This is a genomic window from Acinetobacter bereziniae (assembly GCF_016576965.1).
In the GTDB taxonomy this organism is placed as follows: Bacteria; Pseudomonadota; Gammaproteobacteria; order Pseudomonadales; family Moraxellaceae; genus Acinetobacter; species Acinetobacter bereziniae.
The window spans coordinates 3698745-3718462 of sequence record NZ_CP066119.1; the positions used below are offsets into that span (position 1 = coordinate 3698745).

At 38.1% G+C, this 19718-nt stretch carries 18 protein-coding genes; 8 read left to right on the top strand and 10 right to left on the bottom strand.

Going from position 1 to position 19718, the window contains the following annotated elements; all coding sequences use genetic code 11:
• Nucleotides 1-4: 4 nt before the first annotated feature.
• The 4 genes from I9192_RS17235 to I9192_RS17250 all read right to left on the bottom strand — a co-directional run bounded on the left by I9192_RS17235 (nt 5) and on the right by I9192_RS17250 (nt 6653).
• The gene (locus I9192_RS17235) at nt 5-943 is read right to left on the bottom strand and encodes an ABC transporter permease (protein ID WP_005033381.1); all 939 of its coding nucleotides are present in this window, start codon (nt 941-943) and stop codon (nt 5-7) included.
• Nucleotides 944-957: 14 nt separating this feature from the next.
• Nucleotides 958-2967 carry a M3 family metallopeptidase gene (locus I9192_RS17240; protein ID WP_005033384.1) on the bottom strand — a complete coding sequence of 670 codons (2010 nt, stop codon included), beginning with the start codon at nt 2965-2967 and terminating at the stop codon, nt 958-960.
• Between the two features lie 68 nt (nt 2968-3035).
• Nucleotides 3036-4841 (bottom strand): ABC transporter substrate-binding protein, encoded by a 1806-nt coding sequence (locus I9192_RS17245; protein WP_005033387.1) that lies wholly within the window; start codon nt 4839-4841, stop codon nt 3036-3038.
• Between the two features lie 21 nt (nt 4842-4862).
• Nucleotides 4863-6653, bottom strand: a complete 1791-nt coding sequence (locus I9192_RS17250) for an ABC transporter substrate-binding protein (RefSeq protein WP_200150433.1) — start codon at nt 6651-6653, stop codon at nt 4863-4865.
• 746 nt (nt 6654-7399) lie between these two features.
• Between I9192_RS17250 and I9192_RS17255 the strand changes: the two genes are divergently transcribed.
• The 5 genes from I9192_RS17255 (at nt 7400) to I9192_RS17275 (ending at nt 12693) form a co-directional block, all read left to right on the top strand.
• Complete coding sequence (locus tag I9192_RS17255) at nt 7400-10075, top strand: TonB-dependent receptor (protein WP_200149956.1); 2676 nt, start codon at nt 7400-7402, stop codon at nt 10073-10075.
• A 144-nt stretch (nt 10076-10219) separates the two neighbouring features.
• Nucleotides 10220-10924 carry a TonB family protein gene (locus I9192_RS17260; RefSeq protein WP_005033395.1) on the top strand — a complete coding sequence of 235 codons (705 nt, stop codon included), beginning with the start codon at nt 10220-10222 and terminating at the stop codon, nt 10922-10924.
• A 21-nt stretch (nt 10925-10945) separates the two neighbouring features.
• The gene (locus tag I9192_RS17265; RefSeq protein WP_005033396.1) at nt 10946-11806 is read left to right on the top strand and encodes a MotA/TolQ/ExbB proton channel family protein; all 861 of its coding nucleotides are present in this window, start codon (nt 10946-10948) and stop codon (nt 11804-11806) included.
• Between the two features lie 27 nt (nt 11807-11833).
• Complete coding sequence (locus tag I9192_RS17270; protein WP_005033400.1) at nt 11834-12259, top strand: ExbD/TolR family protein; 426 nt, start codon at nt 11834-11836, stop codon at nt 12257-12259.
• Between the two features lie 20 nt (nt 12260-12279).
• Nucleotides 12280-12693, top strand: a complete 414-nt coding sequence (locus tag I9192_RS17275) for an ExbD/TolR family protein (protein WP_005033404.1) — start codon at nt 12280-12282, stop codon at nt 12691-12693.
• 92 nt (nt 12694-12785) lie between these two features.
• Here the strand turns inward: I9192_RS17275 and I9192_RS17280 are convergent, their stop codons facing one another.
• From I9192_RS17280 to I9192_RS17300, 5 genes are all read right to left on the bottom strand, one after another.
• Nucleotides 12786-13244 carry a nucleoside deaminase gene (locus tag I9192_RS17280; protein WP_005033406.1) on the bottom strand — a complete coding sequence of 153 codons (459 nt, stop codon included), beginning with the start codon at nt 13242-13244 and terminating at the stop codon, nt 12786-12788.
• 56 nt (nt 13245-13300) lie between these two features.
• Nucleotides 13301-13645, bottom strand: a complete 345-nt coding sequence (locus I9192_RS17285; protein ID WP_005033408.1) for a zinc ribbon domain-containing protein YjdM — start codon at nt 13643-13645, stop codon at nt 13301-13303.
• Nucleotides 13646-13739: 94 nt separating this feature from the next.
• Nucleotides 13740-14099 carry a DUF488 domain-containing protein gene (locus I9192_RS17290; RefSeq protein WP_005033412.1) on the bottom strand — a complete coding sequence of 120 codons (360 nt, stop codon included), beginning with the start codon at nt 14097-14099 and terminating at the stop codon, nt 13740-13742.
• A gap of 27 nt (nt 14100-14126) precedes the next feature.
• Complete coding sequence (locus tag I9192_RS17295) at nt 14127-14573, bottom strand: SRPBCC family protein (protein WP_005033414.1); 447 nt, start codon at nt 14571-14573, stop codon at nt 14127-14129.
• Between the two features lie 139 nt (nt 14574-14712).
• The gene (locus I9192_RS17300; protein ID WP_005033416.1) at nt 14713-15093 is read right to left on the bottom strand and encodes a ribonuclease E inhibitor RraB; all 381 of its coding nucleotides are present in this window, start codon (nt 15091-15093) and stop codon (nt 14713-14715) included.
• Between the two features lie 215 nt (nt 15094-15308).
• Between I9192_RS17300 and I9192_RS17305 the strand changes: the two genes are divergently transcribed.
• On the top strand, nt 15309-16055 hold the full coding sequence (locus I9192_RS17305) for a ribosomal L7/L12 family protein (RefSeq protein ID WP_151800903.1): 747 nt from the start codon (nt 15309-15311) through the stop codon (nt 16053-16055).
• A 92-nt stretch (nt 16056-16147) separates the two neighbouring features.
• Nucleotides 16148-16741 (top strand): hypothetical protein, encoded by a 594-nt coding sequence (locus I9192_RS17310; protein WP_005033421.1) that lies wholly within the window; start codon nt 16148-16150, stop codon nt 16739-16741.
• Nucleotides 16742-16753: 12 nt separating this feature from the next.
• Here I9192_RS17310 and I9192_RS17315 read toward each other — a convergent pair whose 3' ends face one another.
• Nucleotides 16754-17764: a metallophosphoesterase gene (locus I9192_RS17315; RefSeq protein ID WP_049044448.1), complete on the bottom strand. Its 1011-nt coding sequence runs from the start codon at nt 17762-17764 to the stop codon at nt 16754-16756.
• A gap of 96 nt (nt 17765-17860) precedes the next feature.
• On the opposite strand from I9192_RS17315, the gene I9192_RS17320 reads away from it, so the two are divergent.
• Nucleotides 17861-19489, top strand: coding sequence for a phospholipase D family protein (locus I9192_RS17320; RefSeq protein ID WP_200149957.1), 1629 nt, complete (start codon nt 17861-17863; stop codon nt 19487-19489).
• Nucleotides 19490-19718 lie beyond the last annotated feature (229 nt).

Genomic DNA, 19718 nt, shown 5'->3' on the forward strand with positions numbered 1-19718 from the left:
CCACCTACTTCAACTGTACGCGTGGATCAACCACTTTATAAATCAAATCAGCGATGAGATTAAAAATCATGGTTGCGGCTGCGACATACACAGTAATGGCTTTAATCACAGGAAAATCACTACGCTCAACTGCAATGATGATTTCACGCCCGATCCCTGGAATCCCAAAAAAACGCTCAATTAAGAATGCACCGATTAATAAACCAGGCAGACTTGCCATCACATCAGTGATAATCGGAATTGAAGCATTACGAAGCACATGAATCCCCAAGATACGTCCTTCCCCTACGCCTTTTGCACGAGCAGTTCTGACATAATCCTGATTGACTTCATCCAAAATAAAGCTGCGATAAAGCCGTAATGTAGGCGCAATACTGACCACTAACATGATTAAAATTGGCAATAAGGCATACTCAAATAAATTCCCCGTCAGACTGTCACTCCATCCTTGCACAGGGAACCAACCAAGCTGATAAGCAAGACTGTATTGAAATACAATGATATAGACCAATATACTGATCGACATACCGATGGTACACAACAGCATCACCATGCGATCTGTTAAAGAACCACGGACCGATGCAACAGCCAACGCCAAAATGATTGAAATCACAGTTTGTAAGATCGTCAATGGAATAATGATGGTGAGTGATGGTCCTAGACGGGTCAAAATAATATTTGAAACAGACTCCCCGGTACTCCAACTAAAACCATAATCAAAAGTGATAATTTGTTTAATAAAAATCCAAAGTTGAATGTAATAGGGTTGGTCAACGCCCAATTGCTGGCGAATATTTGCAATTTGTTCTGGATTCGCCATTTTGCCTGCAAGGATATATGCAGGATCGCCCCCGACCCAATTAAATAAAAAGAAAATCAGCAACACAACTCCCAACATGGTAGGAATCATTTGCCATATACGACGTATGATATATGCCAACATAGTTCTTATTCCCTTTAGTTACGTTGTCCCGTAATTTCTTGAAAGAATGCCTTGTTATCTGGTGCTCTGCCTAAGAAATCGACCACCAATTGTTCAGCTTTCTTCTGCCCACCTTGCGACAAGATTGTCTTCCGATAACGTGCACCAACTTCAGGATTATTTAAGTTATCGCCAAATGCTGAAAGCATGTCTAAGGCCAAGACTTCAGACCACATATAACCGTAATAGCCGACTTGATAGCCTCCCATAATATGACCAAACTGACCTGGGAATTCTGTCGTAGGCACATAGCCTAGAGCCGTTTGAGCTTCTAGATTTTTCCAGACGTCCATGGGTTGGGTTTTTAATGCATTGGCAGTATGTAGTGCCATATCATATTGCGCATACAAGGTCTGACGAGAATAGAACAAACCACGTCCATAGTTTTTAACCGCTTTGAGTTTTGCAATCAGTTCATCATCAATGCGTGGACATGCAGGCTTACAATAATCCGCCAAGGTAGAAAGCGTTTCTTTACGACGTGCCCATTCCTCATACATTTGGGAAGGTGCTTCCACAAAGTCACGCTCTACAGAAGTCCCTGATTGCGAGGCATAACGCGTATTTGAAAGAATTCCATGTAAAGCGTGACCAAACTCATGGACAAATGTTTCCAGTTCATCACTGTTTAAGCCTTTACGATTAAAGTTGGTGACCAAAGCAGAAATGGGCTTACGCTGGGTCAGTGTACTTCCGCCTCTCACTCCCCAAACCGCAGCGTGACCATATTTACCTTCACGTGGAAACTTATCCATATACAGACCACCTAAAAGTTGACCTGTCTGCTTATCGATTACATCGTAGTACTCAACTTCATCTTGCCAAACATCGACTTTAGCAGGCTTAAACTCGATTCCATATAACTGAGATGAAATGGCAAATAACCAGTCTTGCGACGCTTGGGTTGGAAAATACTCACGCATTTTTTCTTGGTCAATTTTGTACTTATCTTGGCGTAATTTTTCACTCCAATATGCTTCACTCCAGCGATTAATTTCAGCTTTTTCCACAGGAATGTTCAACGTTTTGGCTTTGAATTCACGGAGAGTCTGTACTTCTTTTTGTTCTAATGGTGCAACGGTATTGTGCACGTCTTTGAGGAACTTATTGACTGTTTCAGGATTTTGCGCCATGCGGTTTTTCAATGCCCAATCGGCATAGCTGGTTTTACCAAAGAGTTGTGCCAACTCATAACGCAGATCAATGGCTTGTTTAAGCAGGACTAAATTCTTTTCAGTTCCGCGACGTGTATAAGCAATTTGATAACGTTTACGCGCATCATCGCTGTCTGCCAACTCCATAAATGGACGATATTCGGGATAGTCAAATCCCAATAAATAGTTACCCTTTTCATTTTTCTTTAAATTGGCGATATAACTTTCGGGTAAACCTTTTAGCTCGGCAGGTGTGAATTCTAATTTTTCTGGATTATCACGAATATTACGCGCATATTCTTGTTGGATCTTGGTCAACTCATCCAAAATGACCTTTAAACGGGCTTGTTTTTCTGCGGAGAGCTGAACACCAGTATCTTCAAAACCATCTAAAATATCTTGGCGATATTTACTGTCAATCTCATTATTGGCTTTGGTTTTTTTAATCTGCTGATATAACTTGGCATCTTGATAAACTTCAGTCTGGAATTGGCTAATTTTAACCTCACAATCCTCAGCAGCTTTGCGTAATGCTGCATCTGGATCGACATTGCTCATCAAATTGATCGGTCCATAAAAATCTTCAAACTCAGCAAAAATTTGATCCCACTTTGCCAACACATTACCAGCAGGCGCATTATTTTTTAATTTGATTTTGGCAAATTCAGCAAGTTTACTTTTTACATCAGCAATTTTTGCATCACATTGGGCTGGAATGTCTTTCGCTTGAAACTTCGGTAAAGTACTCCGTTCCGATTGTGCATATGCCCACTGTCCTAAACCTATTGATAACATACATAACGCACAGAGCTTAAATCGCTTCATTTTCATCTTTAACTCCAATCTTCAATTTATTTTTCAAAATTTAATCTGTTTATTTTTTCAACCACTGCAATAAATTACTTTTTCATATCAAAATACATCCATTCTGATGGAAGAATAGGATGCTTTTTAAATCCAATCACACGCGGTTGCGCCAAAGCATTTCGATAACGTGTTGATGCCATTTGTACAGGCATATAAACTTCTAATATTCTTGCCATTTTGCGATAGAGTGCATCGCGTTCAGGACCCGGCTTTAACTTTTGGGTTTGTTCATAGAGGCGGTCATATTCAGGAATTTTCATACAGGCATTGTTGGTCGCATGAATATTTTTGCTGTAGAACAATTGCATAAAGTTGTCAGCATCAGGATAGTCAGCAACCCAAGCAGAACCTTTAAACATGGTTTTACATTGCTTTTCAGCTTTTAGACCTTCTGCAAAAGGTAAGGATTTGGTGGTCATTTTGACTTTAATATTGTCTAACGTTTTTTTCCAAAATTCGGCACTCTGCTGACTACGCGCACTCCCCCCATAAACTGCTAATTCGATCACCAACGGCTTACCATCGGGCAAAGTTCGCCAACCATCTGCCCCCACCTTATAGTGATAACGATCAAGAAGTAAATTGGCTGCTTTGACTGAATAAGGGATACTGGTTTTGTAATTTGGATCATGCCCCACTACCCCATAAGGGACAGGGAATTGTAATCTTTGTGCATCCCCTTTCATTAAAATTTTAATTTGGTTATCTGGGGAATACGCCATTGCCATGGCACGACGTAAAGCAATTTTTTCTTTACTTAAACCACCAACAACAGGATTCTGCATATTCCAGTAATAATAATCAATCGAAGGATCGACAATTCGAGAAAGTTGAATGCCTTTTTTCGCCAGTTCAGGCTTGAGCTGACCATCCTGAATCGCTTGAACAGTTAAATCACCATCAAGGACGAATAAGTCTGTTTCATCTTTGCTAAACGATAACCAGCGTGATTGCGCTTCTTCCATCACTTGAATATCAACCACACCGATTTGCGGCATCTTTTTGCCTTTCATCGCATCGACAATTTTCTGATCTTCGGGTGTTGAAGCTTTGAAATCCCAAACATAGCCACGATAGTCAGGATTTGCTTTTAAAATAATACGTGAGCCAGGAATCCACTTGGTCAAAATATAAGGACCTGTACCTACAGGATGAGCCATAGCAAAACCGGATTTATCGCGATAATGTTCAATTACTTCCCGAGCCACCGCACCTGCTGGCTGATGTGCCAAGAGCATTGGAAAGTTTTGATCAGGCTGTTTTAACTTAATCACCAAAGTATAACGATCTGTTGCCTGAAGCCCTGCAACAGGTTGATCATAATCAAACTTCCCTGTTTTTTTGGCTTGATCAAGGAGTTTATCTATACCCACGATCTTGTCATCCAACAACCAACTATTGGGTGAATGTAAACCTGGATCTAATAAACGTTTATAAGAATAAACATAATCTTGTGCAGTTAACTCTCGCGCCTTACCTTTAAACACTGGATCTTTTGCAAAATAGATACCTTTTTTAATTTTAAAGGTATAGGTCAACCCATCCGCACTCACTTCAGGCAATGCTACAGCAGTACGCGGGACTAATTTGGCAGGTGATGCTAGATAATCATAGGTATATAAGCCTTCAAAGATTGAATTATGCACATGTGCAGAATACAAATCTTGTGTTCCAGCTGGATCAAATCCCGTTTCCGCAACGGGAAAAACATAACGTAAAACCTTATTTGGATCTGCTGGATTTTTGGCAAAAACATTCATCGTGCCTGTAAGCATCATACTGCCCAACAATACACTTAACCCAATCTGTTTAAGTTTCCTATTTAAATTATCCTTCATCATTTCCTTCAACTTTATCAGTTATTTTTTGATTGACTGTACATCAAGATATTGCCAAACGGTATTCATCATTGGGTGCGCTTTATAGCCTTGAACTTGTGGTTGCAATAACCAATTACGAATTCGGGTGGTATGTATAATCCAAGGATTATCGGCTTCAATCTGACGACTGATTTTTTCATAAAAAGGCTGTCGTTGTTGTGGTGGTAAGGTTAAGGCTTGCTGATAAAGTGAATCGTAAGCTTTAGATTGATAACAACTTAAATTGCCTTTTCCTGAATTAGGACCATAAAGCAACTGAGCAAAATTTTCGCCTTCAGGGAAATCAGCAATCCACGCACCACCCCAAATCATATGCTTACATTGCATGGCTTCTTTTAAATTATCAGCAAAGTTACTGACTTTAAATTCAACACGCACCCCAATCGCGTCCAAATTTTTCTTCCATAACTCAGAATGAATGACTGAACTGGAACTATTTTCCGTATTGTATTTCAATGTCAATGGCTGCCCATTGGGTAAAGTTCGGTATCCATCCTTGGCTTTTTTATAGCCAAATCGATCCAGTAGTTTGTTCGCCAATAGAGGATTATAAGCCACGCTACTGCGATATTGGGCATTATGCCCTTGTACACCATCTGGCACGAGCATTTCAGCTCGGACAGGTTGTCCCTTATAAAGCTGCTTAATTGCTTCTTCTTGGTTATATGCCAAGGTAATCGCTCGACGCAAGGCGATTTTATCTAAACTATAGCCACCCACAATTGGATCTTTCATGTTGAACATGGTGTAAGTAATTTCTGGATCTTTATTGGGAAAGTGCTGAATACCTTGTTTCTTTAATTCAGGTTTTAATTGTGTACCATTGAGTGCCTGTGGAACAGCATTAGAGGTTAATTTATCAAAGTCCAATTGCCCAGATTTAAACGCTAACCATCTGGATTGCTCCTCCTCAATAATACTGACCACAACCTTACCGACTTGGGGCATTTTTTTGCCTGTCATTTCCTTGACCAACTGATTATCCCAAGCTGTTCCTGTAGATTTATAATTCCAGATAAAACCACGATAGTCAGGATTTGCCACTAATTCAATTTTACTACGTGGCACATATTTACTGAGTTGATAGGGTCCAGTACCTACGGGATGTTGCGCTATACGATCTCCATAAAACTCAACAACTTCTCGTGCTGTTCCGCTAAAAGTGACATAAGCTAAAATATATGGAAAATTATAGTCAGGACGGGTAAGGGTAAATTGCAATGTATATTTATCTAAAGCTTTAAGCCCTGCAATCGGTGCATCATAATCAAACTTTCCGGTCTTTTTTGCCTGAGCAACAACAGATGCTAAACCTTGAATCTTACCATCGATAAAAGAGTAAGTTGGAGAGTGATTTTTCGGATCACTGATACGCTGTATTGAGTAAATATAATCCTGCGCAGTCAATTCACGTCGTTTTCCCTTAAATGCAGGATCTTCAGTGAAATAAATTCCAGGCTGAATTTTAAAGGTATAAACCTTACCCTCTTGTTCTATTTTTGGTAAGGACTGTGCTGTATTGGGCACGAGTACCACTGGTCGAGCCAAATAATCATATTTTAACAAAGGCTCAAATATCGCTTCTGCGATATTGCCGCTGTAGTAATTATAGGTTTTAACCATATCAAAACCATCATCTGGCGCTTCAAAGGCCAAATTCAAAATTTTATTGGGTTGCGCAGGAGTTTTCGCAATGGCGAGTTCCCCACAACCGATTGCATAAGCACACAACGCAATACGTAAAAGCTTAGATTCCAAATTCATACCTATGTATTTTTATAAGAGTAGCAAACCTTGAAAAGCGCCTCAGCTCTGAATCAGATCATATGAAACAGTATGCTAACGGTACGATCATCCTGTACATTACCGCTTTGGTACGAAACCAAATATCAAATTAACAATAGTGAAAAACTGCACAAGATAACAGCCCTAAATCGAAAGCGAATTTCATGCCACCCATAATCAACGTTGTAAATTTTGTTTATTTTTACCGCAATAAATCGACAATTATTAAAGATTTATCAAAGTTCGACATATACTAATTTGTACGATAACTGATATAAATATTAAATTCGTATAACCTTTATCAAAATGACTTATATTGCACAATTTAAGCACACCAGTGTTCCAAAATTGCTCACTTATTTTATCAAACACTTTAAAATAATTAATAAATATATGATTATTATAAAATAATATAAAAATTTAAATCATAATAAATTTATATAATACTCATAACTTATATTAAACATTTGATTTTAAAAACATTGCTTAAACATAATCACCATAAAACAACACCTTTAATTACAATCTTTTCATCTTTCCTTAATATTTTTTAAAAATTATATTTTTTCAATCAAGCCACGGAAGAATAAGATAATTAGACACTAGTAACGTAATTTATTAGCAATTTTTTGTATATTTTTACAACATATAATTAGATAGTTGGCACTTGTATTGCTAGAAAGCATTGCAGCAATATCGCTAAGTACAAAAAAAAACGGATGTCTGAAAATATGAAAATGAACAAAGAGTTTCGTTCTTTGGAATCGCCAATAATAGGGAAAAATATTCTTAAATTAAGCATACTTAGTTTAAGTTTGATGTACCTCTCTGTAGCAAAAGCAGCGGAAAATGAAGAAAGCCCTCAAACAACCAAAGTGGCAAAAGTGACGGTCACAGGCTCTTCGATCAAAGGGGTTGCTGCCCAAAGTGCGTCCCCCATTACAATTATTAAAGGAGATGATTTAGCGAAACAAGGGGTCACCACAGTTGAAGAAGCGTTGACCAAAGTCAGTTCAAACCAAGCAGGATTTTCAACTTCACAAAACGTCGGAGCAAGTAATACAGAGGGTTCTTCTGCCAACCTTCGTGGTTTAGGAACAGATAAAACATTGGTATTACTCAATGGTCGTCGTTTGGCTTATAGCCCTTTCAGCACATCCACCACCAATCTTAATATTATTCCAATGGCAATGGTGGAGCGTATAGAGATTCTCCGTGATGGTGCTTCCGCCGTGTATGGCGCAGATGCAATAGGAGGTGTAATTAATTTCATTACAAAAAAATCCTTTGAAGGACTCAATATTAGTGTTGGTGCTACTCAACCTGAAGCCAGTGGTGGAGATAAACAAGACATTTCTATTTTTGGGGGATATGGTAATTTAGACGAACAAGGCTTTAACGTTTACGGCGTAGTTGATTATCGTAGAGCCAATAATATCATGGCGAAAGACCGTAAAATCAGTCGTCGCGGGGGCGTAATCCCTGAACTGGGACTAGATGCCAGTTCAGCAAATGCCTTTCCTGCAAACTTTTTTGAGCCAAAATCCAATATTCTTGCAAACCCATATGGCAATACAAATTGTAATAACACACCCAATGTTATTGCAGATGGGGGCTTATGCTATTTGAACACGCAAGCACTGATTGGCATTACCCCAGAAGTTGAAACAATTTCAGCACTTGGTCGAGGTACATTTAAACTTTCAGATCAATTTAATTTAATTGGGGAGTATATTTTTTCTCGCAATGAAGTGACAACTTCGATTGCCCCTGATGTATACAGTCGTTCTGTAACACTCCCAAGTACAAGTCAATATTATCCAGGCAAAGGAATCACCCCAGAAGTGAGTGGCTTGAATGATGCAGATTTACAACTTTATCTGCGTTCACAAGGTGGCAATCGCTCTGGCAAAACAACCAATGACTCTCACCGAGCTTTTGCTGGAATTGAAGGTGAAGCTTATGGATGGGATATCAATGCAGGTTTAACTTATGCAAAAAGCGAGGCAACAGACAGCTTTAATGCTGGTTATCTTAACCAAAGTAAAGTTCAAGCTGCATTAAATGATGGTTCGCTCAATCCATTTGGTCCCTCAGCAGATGCCAATATTTGGAAATCATTTGAAGTCAACGGAGATACCAACAAAGCCAGTTTAGATTCAACTTCTGTTGATGTCACTGTATCTCGCCCCATCTACAGCTTACCTGCTGGTGATGTTGGCTTTGCTTTAGGTGGAAGTTTTACCAAACAAAATTGGGATCAAAAAATTAATGCTGAAATTGTTAGACAAGTGCCTGGAAGTGGAATAGATCCAGACAAACCTGTGAGTAAAGGTGATCGTGATATTTCAGCCGTATTCACTGAATTACATATTCCGATTTTAGCCAATTTAGAGGCGCAACTTGCCGCTCGCTATGATGATTACAGTGACTTTGGGGATACTTTCAATCCTAAAGTAGCGCTGCGCTGGGAACCTTTAAAACAATTAATGTTCCGCACATCCTATAGCACAGGCTTCCGTGCACCAAGTTTATACGACATCAATGCACCTCAAAGCCAGACCTACACAGGCTCAAGATACAATGATCCTGTACTTTGCCCAGGTGGAGTTGCAAGTTCACCACAATATCAAACAGAATGTAATGTCCAATTTAAGCGTATGCAAGGTGGAAACCCAGATTTAAAAGCTGAAGAATCAACATCATATACAGCTGGCGTGGTATTTGAACCGATCAAAAACCTTGTATTCACAGCAGATTATTACAACATCAAAGTTGATAATCTAATCGATGCCATTACAGATTCAATTGTTTTCGCAGATCCAAATAAATATGCAAGTCTTTTTGTCCGTGACGCAGATGGTCGTATCAAATATGTCAGTACCACTTTGATCAATATGGGAGGGATCAAAACTCAAGGGGTTGATTTAAGTTTGAATTATCTTACACCTGTGACCAAAACTGGACGATTTGGGTTTGGTATTGACGGAACCTATGTCATCAAATATGACAAACAAGAAGAAAAAGGCGGTGAATGGATCGGTCGTGTAGGGAGCTATTACAATCAACAAGTGTATACACGCTGGAAACATGTTGCCAATGTAAATTGGAGCTACGACAACTGGAAAATGATCTTTGAACAACAATTTAGCCGTGGCTATAAAGACTCAAATACAACGGGTGAAGCAAAATACGACCAACATCGTGTAAGCGATTACACCCTCTACAACATCGCAGGTACTTATAGTGGATTTAAGAATCTTGAACTCACTGCAGGAATCAAAAATATTTTTGATCAAGATCCACCTGCCTCGAACGTTACAGATAACTTTCAATATGGCTATGACTCAAGTTATGCCGATCCAACAGGTCGTGCATATTACTTAAGAGCGACCTATAAGTTCTAACTGAGTATTTCACAAACAGCAGCCCAATTTCTTCTGTTGTTTGTGAAAGTAAATCGTTCACATCGTCAAACAAAAAATTGAACACAATTTTTATATAGCCTCTTTTGCGCTATTTATTGTTTGTCTCTCATTTCAGGAGTCGCAATGGGCAAGAATTTTTCAGAATTAGAAAATAATTCTGCCAAACGCCTGATTGGTATTGGAGCTGTAATTCTTCTGCATCTGATCATCCTTTATGGACTGATTACAGGATTGTCTAAGCATGTGGAAAAGCCGACTAATGAGCCAGTTGAATTACTCATCATTCAGGACAAAAAGCCTGAACCAGAAAAACCAAAACCTATTGAAAAACCACCTGAGCTTCCAAAGTTAGTGGAGAAAGTATTAAAAACACCCGATCCAAAGCCTCGTGAAAAACAGGTGCAAAAAACCAATCCAGATTCGAAACCTCAGGAAAAACCAACTGAAAAGCCAACACAGAAAACATCTGAAAGCCCAGAGTCTACACCAACCCAAAAAACAGAGTCAGAGCAGAAATCTGATCCTACGCCAAAATCCAAACCTGCTGGTGAAACACATGGTGTTTCTCGTGGTGAAGCGGGCTGTAAAAAGCCTGATTATCCAAGGGAGTCTTTACAGAATGAAGAACAAGGTGAAGTTCTTATTTCAGTCTTTGTTGGTGCTGATGGCAAAGTTAAAGAAGCCAAAGTTAAAAAATCGAGTGGTAGTAAAGCTTTAGATAGAGCAGCTTCAAAAGCTTTCAGTTTATGTACTTTCAAACCTGCCTTGAAAAATGGTGAACCTCAAGATTCTTGGTATGACATTCCCTATGAATTTGTAATGAATTAATTAAAAAATTGGAGATCCTGAATGAATAAAATGATGAAAACTGTCCGACTTTTTGCATTAACAAGTGTTTTAGCAGGTACGAGTGTACTGCCTATTTCTAGCGTATTTGCAGAAGAAACAGTTACAGCAACAGCAGTTCAAACTACTGAAAATGCCAATAATAGTGCCCACACCCCACCACCTCAACCTGCTACAAGTCAAGCTGTTCACAATCCTTATGGCTTAGAAGCGTTATGGCGTGAAGGCGATATCGTTGCTAAATCGACCTTATTTATCTTGGTGCTGATGTCGATTGGTACATGGTACATCATGGTGACCAAGTTTATCCAACAAGCCAAGATCAAACGTCAGGGAAAAGAAGTTGAAGCTAAATTTTGGGATGCAGCTTCGATTGACCATGCAACAGAAACATTAAATGAAACAAGTGCATACCGTTTTATTGCAGAAAAAGGGATTCATTCAACAAAAAAACATGGAGGTAATTTACTAGAGCGTATTGATTTCAACACTTGGGTCACGATTTCGATTCAACGTGCCATAGATAAAATCCAAAGTCATTTAAGTGGTGGCTTGGCATTCTTGGCGACAGTAGGTTCAACTGCTCCTTTTGTGGGGTTATTTGGGACGGTTTGGGGAATTTATCATGCCTTGACCGCAATCGGAATTTCAGGACAGGCATCAATTGATAAAGTTGCTGGTCCTGTGGGCGAAGCCTTAATCATGACTGCAATCGGTCTTGCTGTCGCAGTACCTGCCGTACTCGGCTATAACTGGCTCACTCGACGTAACAAAGCAGTTTTGGACAATGTTCGTACTTTTGGTTCTGATCTGCACACAGTGTTATTGAGTGGTGAAATCAAAAATACCGATGATCTTAAATAATATAAACAATAATACGAGGTATTTAGCATGGGAATGAGCGTAAATTCAGAGGGCGATGAAGATGATGTAATTTCAGCCATCAATACCACACCATTGGTTGATATTATGTTGGTCTTGCTGATTATCTTTTTAATTACTGTGCCGGTTGCCATACATACAGTGCCAGTCAAATTACCTGAGGAAAAAAATACGCCTTATGTGACCAAACCTATCAATATCCAAATTGCAGTCAACAAAGCAGGTGATATTTTTTGGAACGAAAAATATATAGCAGATAAAACTACCTTGATCAGTCGTTTACAGGTGGAAGCTCAGAAACGCCCTCAGCCTGAGGTACACATCCGGGGAGATCAAGTCACCAAATTTGAGGCAATTGATGAAGTCATTAGTGCGACCAAGCAGGCAGGTATTGGCAAAATTGCCTTTGTGACCACTCCTGTTGCGGCACCATGATCAAATAAGAGGAATATTTTATGGCGATGAATGTTGGTTCAAATAAAGATGATGATGTCATGTTGGATGTCAATATGACACCGCTTATCGATGTCATGCTGGTCTTGCTCATCATGTTCATTATTACTATCCCAATCCCTAATAACGCGATTAATATTAATTTACCTAATGGCAATCCTCCACCCAATCAAGATCAACCACTAGAGCCAATCAATTTGAGAATTGATCCACAAGGTAAAATTTTTTGGAATAATCAAGAGGTGGAAAACAAACAAGCGTTGGAAGTTTTATTGGCAAGTGTTGCGCAAAAATCTGATCAAGATCAGATCAAAGTACAACCTGACCAATTCACTGAATATAAAGATGTCGCGATGGTTATGGCAGCAGCACAACGCTTAAATGTGAAAAAAATTGCCATTGTAGCAAATCATTAAATCGTAAACTCAAACTGAATCACGCATAGATCAATCTATGAGTGATTCTAAAGCTACTTGAATTTTAAGAAAAAAACTTATTAAAGCACATCTTACTTACTGCTTTGCTGCCAAATTTGATATAAATGAAAAGGCAGATCCAATTTTAATTGAACAAATTGTAAGCCATCTTGCTGTTGTGGAGGCTGCCTAAGTTGCACAGCCACCTGTTCAGTCGATAAACCATAAGGTTCTGCATCAGAATTGGAATAAGCATAGACAATTTTCTCCACGCCAACCATCCGCATTGCAGCCAAACACATTGGGCAAGGCTGACCACTTGCATAGACCACACAATCTTTTAAAGATAAACGTTGTAATTTCTGGCAAGCTTGGCGTACTGCGTTCAGTTCTGCATGCGAAGTCGGATCATTGTGAGCTAAAATCTGATTAACGCCTGTACTCACTAGCTCGCCTTGATAAACAATAACTGCACCGAAAGGACGACCACCTTTCTCAACATTTTCTCTAGCAAGATTCACGGCGTATTGTAAAAACTCAATATCCTGCATGCTTTCATCTTCTCTTAAATAGCTTAAATTTCAGGCAACATCAGTGAGCAAAAGGTTTAAACTTTTTTAACAAACTCAGATTTCAACTTCATTTGACCAATACCCTCAATTTTACAATCGATATCATGACCATCACTACTATCTGTAAGCAAACGAATACTTTTAACTTTAGTACCCACTTTTACCACTGAAGATGAACCTTTGATTTTTAAATCTTTAATGACAGTAACAGCATCGCCATCTGCCAAAATATTACCTACAGCATCTTTGATGACAACTTGCTCTTCAGCTTGTGATAACTCACCTTCTTTCCATTCATAACTACATTCAGGGCAAATCAACAAATCACCGTCTTCATAGGTATATTCAGAACTACATTTTGGGCAGTTAGGCAATGACATGATTCACTCCTATAATATTAAAAAAGAAGCATCATAACATCTATCCATTTTTCATCAACTTAAAACCCCTAACAAATATAAGGAATAATAAACATCATGACGAGACTGGATGATTCAGCACCTCAAGCAGTACTGTCAGATGATTATGATCTTCATTCTTGACAGCAGTTAATAAAGTCACTGGACCCTGTTGACCCCATTGTCGCAGTTGTTCTAAATGTGCCTGTTGTTGCTCTAATTCAGCCTTATATTTCAGTCTAAATTCGTCCCAACGATGCTCAATATCTTGGTGATACCATTTTCTTAAATCATTTGAAGGTGTAATTTCTTTAAGCCACACATCAATATGTGCATTTTCTTTTTTTATTCCGCGCGGCCATAAACGATCCACAAGAATACGTTTTCCATCTTTTTCAGACACTTCCTCATAGATACGCTTTGTATAAATTGTCACTTTTATTAAACTCTACTGGTCTATTTTTTATTGATCAGGAATAGTTGGATTGACTAAAAGACCGAGAAGCTGCAGCGATTCTTGCCAGCCTAAATAACAAGCTTCAACAGGAATGACTTCAGGAATACCAGACTGAGTAATATTCACTTCCGTTCCCACAAGCACACTTTTTATTTCAATGATGACTTCAATTTCACCAGCCAATTCAGGATTATCAAAACGATCAAAATAACGTATGCGTTGATTCGGGATCAGTTCCGCATACGTTCCGCCGAACGAATGAATTGAACCCGTTGAAAAATTGGTAAATGACATTCGATATGAACCACCCTCTGTGGCATCCATATGATGTATTTTGGCGGTGAAACCATGCGGTGGCATCCACTTAACCAGTGCATCTGGGTCTAAAAATGCTTTATAAACACGTTCAGGTGGTGCACTAAAAACACGATGCAATTTTACAGTATTACTCATCTTTTACATCCTTGATTATTTATTCTTGTTAAATATCTAGTTTAGCGCTGTAAATTATTGGTATTTGTATGGCTTTAGTAGTTTGAAACTTAAAAAAGAAAAGCATATCTCTTTGGATATGCTCTATAAATAATTGATCTCAATTTAATTGTTGATCATCACTCTCTTCGATATCAAAGACATAAGTTGTACATCCCCAACCATCATATTCACCATCGAACTGCTCGGCAATCTTAGTAAACCATTGTTCTAAGTCCACAATATCCTCATATTCTGGAAAAAGATTGACATAGATGGTAATCACCCATTCATTAGGATGTACTTCTTCATCTAAATACAGTGATATTTTTTGTTCTTCAAGCAACAGAGAAATCGCACATTTTTCAGCAAGTTCCTGTGTCTTGAAATACATTGAGAATTCAAGCTCATGTATTTCGTCTAAATCATCACCATCTTCGTGCATTTGCCAAAGTAGATTACCATTATCATCTTCTGGAAATTTTTCAAAATCACGAGTCATGGCAGCGTCCTCTTATAGGGTTTTAAAATAGGATGACTTTAAAAATAACAAAACTTTATGACAGTTTTAAAATATTGCCTATTCGCACACAAATTACTACTTTTATTTGGCTTTGTTTTGTAATAAAAAATGAATTAATTCTATGATAAATAAAAATTCCTAAGGCTTACTGGCGGTTACTAAGTCGTGCTAAAACCAATACTCAAAGGTGAACAATGACACATTTTAATAATCATCAATTGCAGGAAATTCGTTTACTTCTTCAACAAAACCGTAAAGTTGAAGCAGTTAAATATGTTAAAGATCACTCAAATTTAGGTTTAAAAGAGTCCAAAGACTTTGTTGATCAATTTGAAAATCAGGCGCAATTTTTTAACAGTGAATACGCTCATCAGAACACAGATGATTTAAATACACCCCAACCGATACAACATCATGAAGTTCTATCGCTCATCCAACAAGGTCGTAAGATTGAAGCAATAAAATTGGTCATGGACCAAAGTCATCTGGGTCTAAAAGATGCTAAAGATTTTGTGGAGGAATTAGCTGAGAATCCTGATTCTAACATTCTCGACTTTGAATCTGACCAGGATTTTTATCAGCGTTCTCATCCTCAGTACAAATCTATTCAAACCAACTACAGCACAGGTGAAATTTTTATTTTATATCAGGATGGTCGTAAAGAACGCATTAATGAACATCATCCTGACTGGGATGATATTATGGATCAATTTGGTGGTGGAGCAAGCTATGATTCAGCAACGGATTATCTTACCGCTATGCAAACAAGAACCCAGAAAACCACAACAGATGCCACGCTTCACGTGCACAATCGTCCAAGCGCCTCAACAAGCCCATTGGTAGGAATTGAAGATCAATCGAAGAAAAAACTTTCACCTTTGTTTATCATTGTTATCGTGATCATTATTGCATTCATACTCTACTTGTTAAGCACCCGCTAAGAAAAACATGCATCTAATCATGTTTAAACAAAGTTCTAAAATTTTATTTACCCATCTTTTACATCAAGATTAATCAGTATTTTGAGGGCACTATGTATCAACTTAACCCACAACAATTACAAGAATTCTCTACACTAATGAAACTGAGTCAATACGATCAAGCAGAACAACTTTTAATTGAACAGCTTCATTTAAGCCCAATTACATCAAAGAATTTAGTACATGCACTCAGCCAATCTGATGAAGCGATGAAAAGTTTTCAGGCAAATCCGCAAATTGTGTTTGCCGATTCTGCTGAATTCGATAAAGAAATGAAAGCGGTAGAACATAAATCTTTTGAGTTTAATTTTTCTTCCAGTAAAGTGAAAATGACCAATAAGGAAGGAAAAGTCGTCGAAATTGATGACCAACATCCAGATTGGCAAGAAATCAAAAAACAATTCAATATTGATTTAACTCAACCTGATGCATTGTCTAAGTTTGCTGAAAGTTTTAGGCAAGGACAATCACAAAATAAAGACTCGCAAGAAACCTTTTCATCTCAAGATACCAGCGCTTCACCTCATTCATCCACCCCAGCAAGCGTTGAAGACTTAAACCATCAAAATAAATCCAGCTCACTCTGGCTACTGATTGGATTCATTTTGCTGGTCGGGATAGCCGCCTTTTATTATTTTAAGACCTAAATTCATTTGAAATTAATATAATTCAATAATATCAATCGTTGGTGGCACTCTAAAGCGGAATGGTACACCCACCATTCCAGTACCCACACTGACAAAAACATCTGCATTCTCATGCTGATATAAGCCACGTTTATGCCCTAAGATCGACACCTTTTTCATCACATAACTGGTTAACCACGGTAACTCAACTTGTCCACCATGTGTATGACCAGACAGCATTAATGGACGTGTCGGTAATTGCGGAACCATATCCACTGTATCAGGATTATGCGATAAAATTAACCATGGTTTATCTTGAGGTAATTCAGGCATATATCGCATATCGGCTTTACCAGCCCATAAATCTCCAATCCCGATTAAACGAAAGTCATCGAACTCAACAATTTTTCCTTCAATGTCCATTACATTGTTGGCTTGTAATGCTTTTGCCAGCAACGTTTGAATAGGTGGTCCAGGATATTGTTCATCATGGTTACCATTGACAGAATAAACAGGTGCTTGAATCTCTTTTAAAATGGCGAGTTCTTCGACCAGTTTATTTTCAGGCTCATAAGTCCAATCCCCTGCAACCACAACAAAATCAGGTTGTGCTAAGTTGACTTTTTTCACGATACTTTTAAGTTGACGTTCATGCCCTGAAAAAAGCCCGATATGTAAATCTGCTAACAATGCAACTTTGACAGGTCGTACAAAACGTTGTGATTGTCCTAGAGCATAAGATAAATGTTTGACATGTACCGTGTGCGGTTCAATGAACCGTGCATATATCAATAAAGCGCTCAATATGAAAACAAAAATACTTTCGTGTAAGGAAAATATTCCAATCCAACCTGCATAAATGCTAAAAAACAACAACGGAATTAATAAATAAGACAGGTAAAATGCCAACAAATGGACGAAAGACTTAAAAGGATGGATTGTTTCAGTTCTAGATTGGCTTATCCATGCTTGGCTGACTCCCCATATGGCAAGCACAATAAAGCAGAGATAAAAAATTGAGGTTATCGTTAGGGTTGGAAACATATTCAATCTCTCAAGTACCATGTACTTGTCATCTCATTATTTATCTTTTCAATGAAGACAATTATACTCTAGCTCTGAAAAATCTTAGAAAATATTATGCAACGAACGATCAATCGTAATAGTCAATTACAGCAAAAAGATGACAATCAACAGTTTAAAAACTGGGTGCTTGTTCTCAGCTCGTGCTTATTTCTAAGTCTTTCGGCATGCTCTACTTTACCAAAACAGCAAAATATCAAGCCAGAATATGCCTATGATATAGACACCAAAGACACTTCTTTGGCAAAAATTATTAACCCCTTAAAAAGTCAAAATCCAGAATTAACAGGTTATCACGTTCTGTATGATCCTCTTGAAGCCATTGCAGCGCGTATTAATCTGATCGAAAAAGCACAAAAAACATTAGATCTACAATATTACATTTGGGACAATGACAAAATTGGTTCATTGGCTTTATATAAAATTATTGAAGCGGCGGATCGTGGTGTTAAAGTTCGTTTATTAATTGATGATAACAATGCCAAGCAGATGGAAGGTGTCTATCTCGCATTGGATCAGCATCCAAACATTGAAGTTAAATTATTCAACCCATATCGTTTTAGAAGCTTGCGCCCGATTGACATGGTACTGGATTTAAAACGTATCAATCGACGAATGCATAATAAAACCTTTACTGCTGACAATCAGATTTCTTTGATTGGCGGACGTAATATGAGTAATCAATATTATAATGTCAGTGACAACTACCAATTTTCAGATGTTGATGTCATGTTGGTTGGACAAGCAGTAGATGATATTACCCATTCATTTGATGAATATTGGAATCACAGCTATGCTTATCCTGTCAGAAATATTGTCAATCACAATACTTATACCCTGCGTTATGACAACTTAAAACAACAACTCACTCACCACTACCAAGAAATAACGGTGCAAAATTATTTAAATTTAAGTAATCGCACACATGCCTTTGATGAATGGTTGCATCACAATATCCAACTCGATTGGGTTAAAGCGGAAGTCGTAAAAGACGCACCAGATAAAATTCAGGCGAAAGCAAAAAAAGAACAACATCTCAACTTTCAGATGGTTAAACGTTTAGATATCCCCACGCAAAGTGTAGATCTCATTTCTGCCTATTTTGTGCCGCAGAAAAAGGGAGAAGCAAAGCTGATTGAACTGGCACAAGAAGGTGTCAAAGTTCGTGTTTTGACCAATTCATTTAAAGCCAATGATGTCGCGCTAGTCCACGCGTTTTATGCTAAATACCGTGATGATTTGCTTAAAAATGGTGTAGAGCTATATGAATTCCTTCCAGCTGTCTCTGAGGAAAATTTATATGCCAATTCAGAAGAAATCTCAAAAAAAGCCAAAGTCAGTTTAAAAGGATTAAGCCGTTCAAGTTTGCATGCCAAATTGATGGCGATCGACAATAAACAAGTATTTATTGGCTCTTTTAATTTTGATCCACGTTCCGCCAACTTAAACACGGAAATTGGAGTGATTATCAATAGCCCGCCATTGGCCAATGCGGTACATAAAACCATGGATGAGCATTTAAAAAAATATGCCTATAAATTAGTTTTGGACTCACAAAACAAAATCAACTGGCTGAAAGAAACGCCTCAAGGCATTGTTACGCTTAGAAAAGAACCCAAAATGAAATGGTGGCAAAAAGCTGGCATTAAAGTGATTTCATGGTTGCCGATCGAAGGCTTTATGTAAGTCTAGAAAATTGTTAAACCTTTTTGTTGATTCATTTATTTCGTACTTTTGAATCATATAGATGATCTTTCTATCATGAGACGACATGAATGTCGCCATGTTGAGTGGTGTATATGACTAAAAACAAAGCGCTGCTGGGTTTGTAGCGCAAGAATACAGTGAAATTAAACATGGGTGAGCAAAGTGAAGCTTCACTTACGCACATTGATTTAATGAGGAAAAATACAAT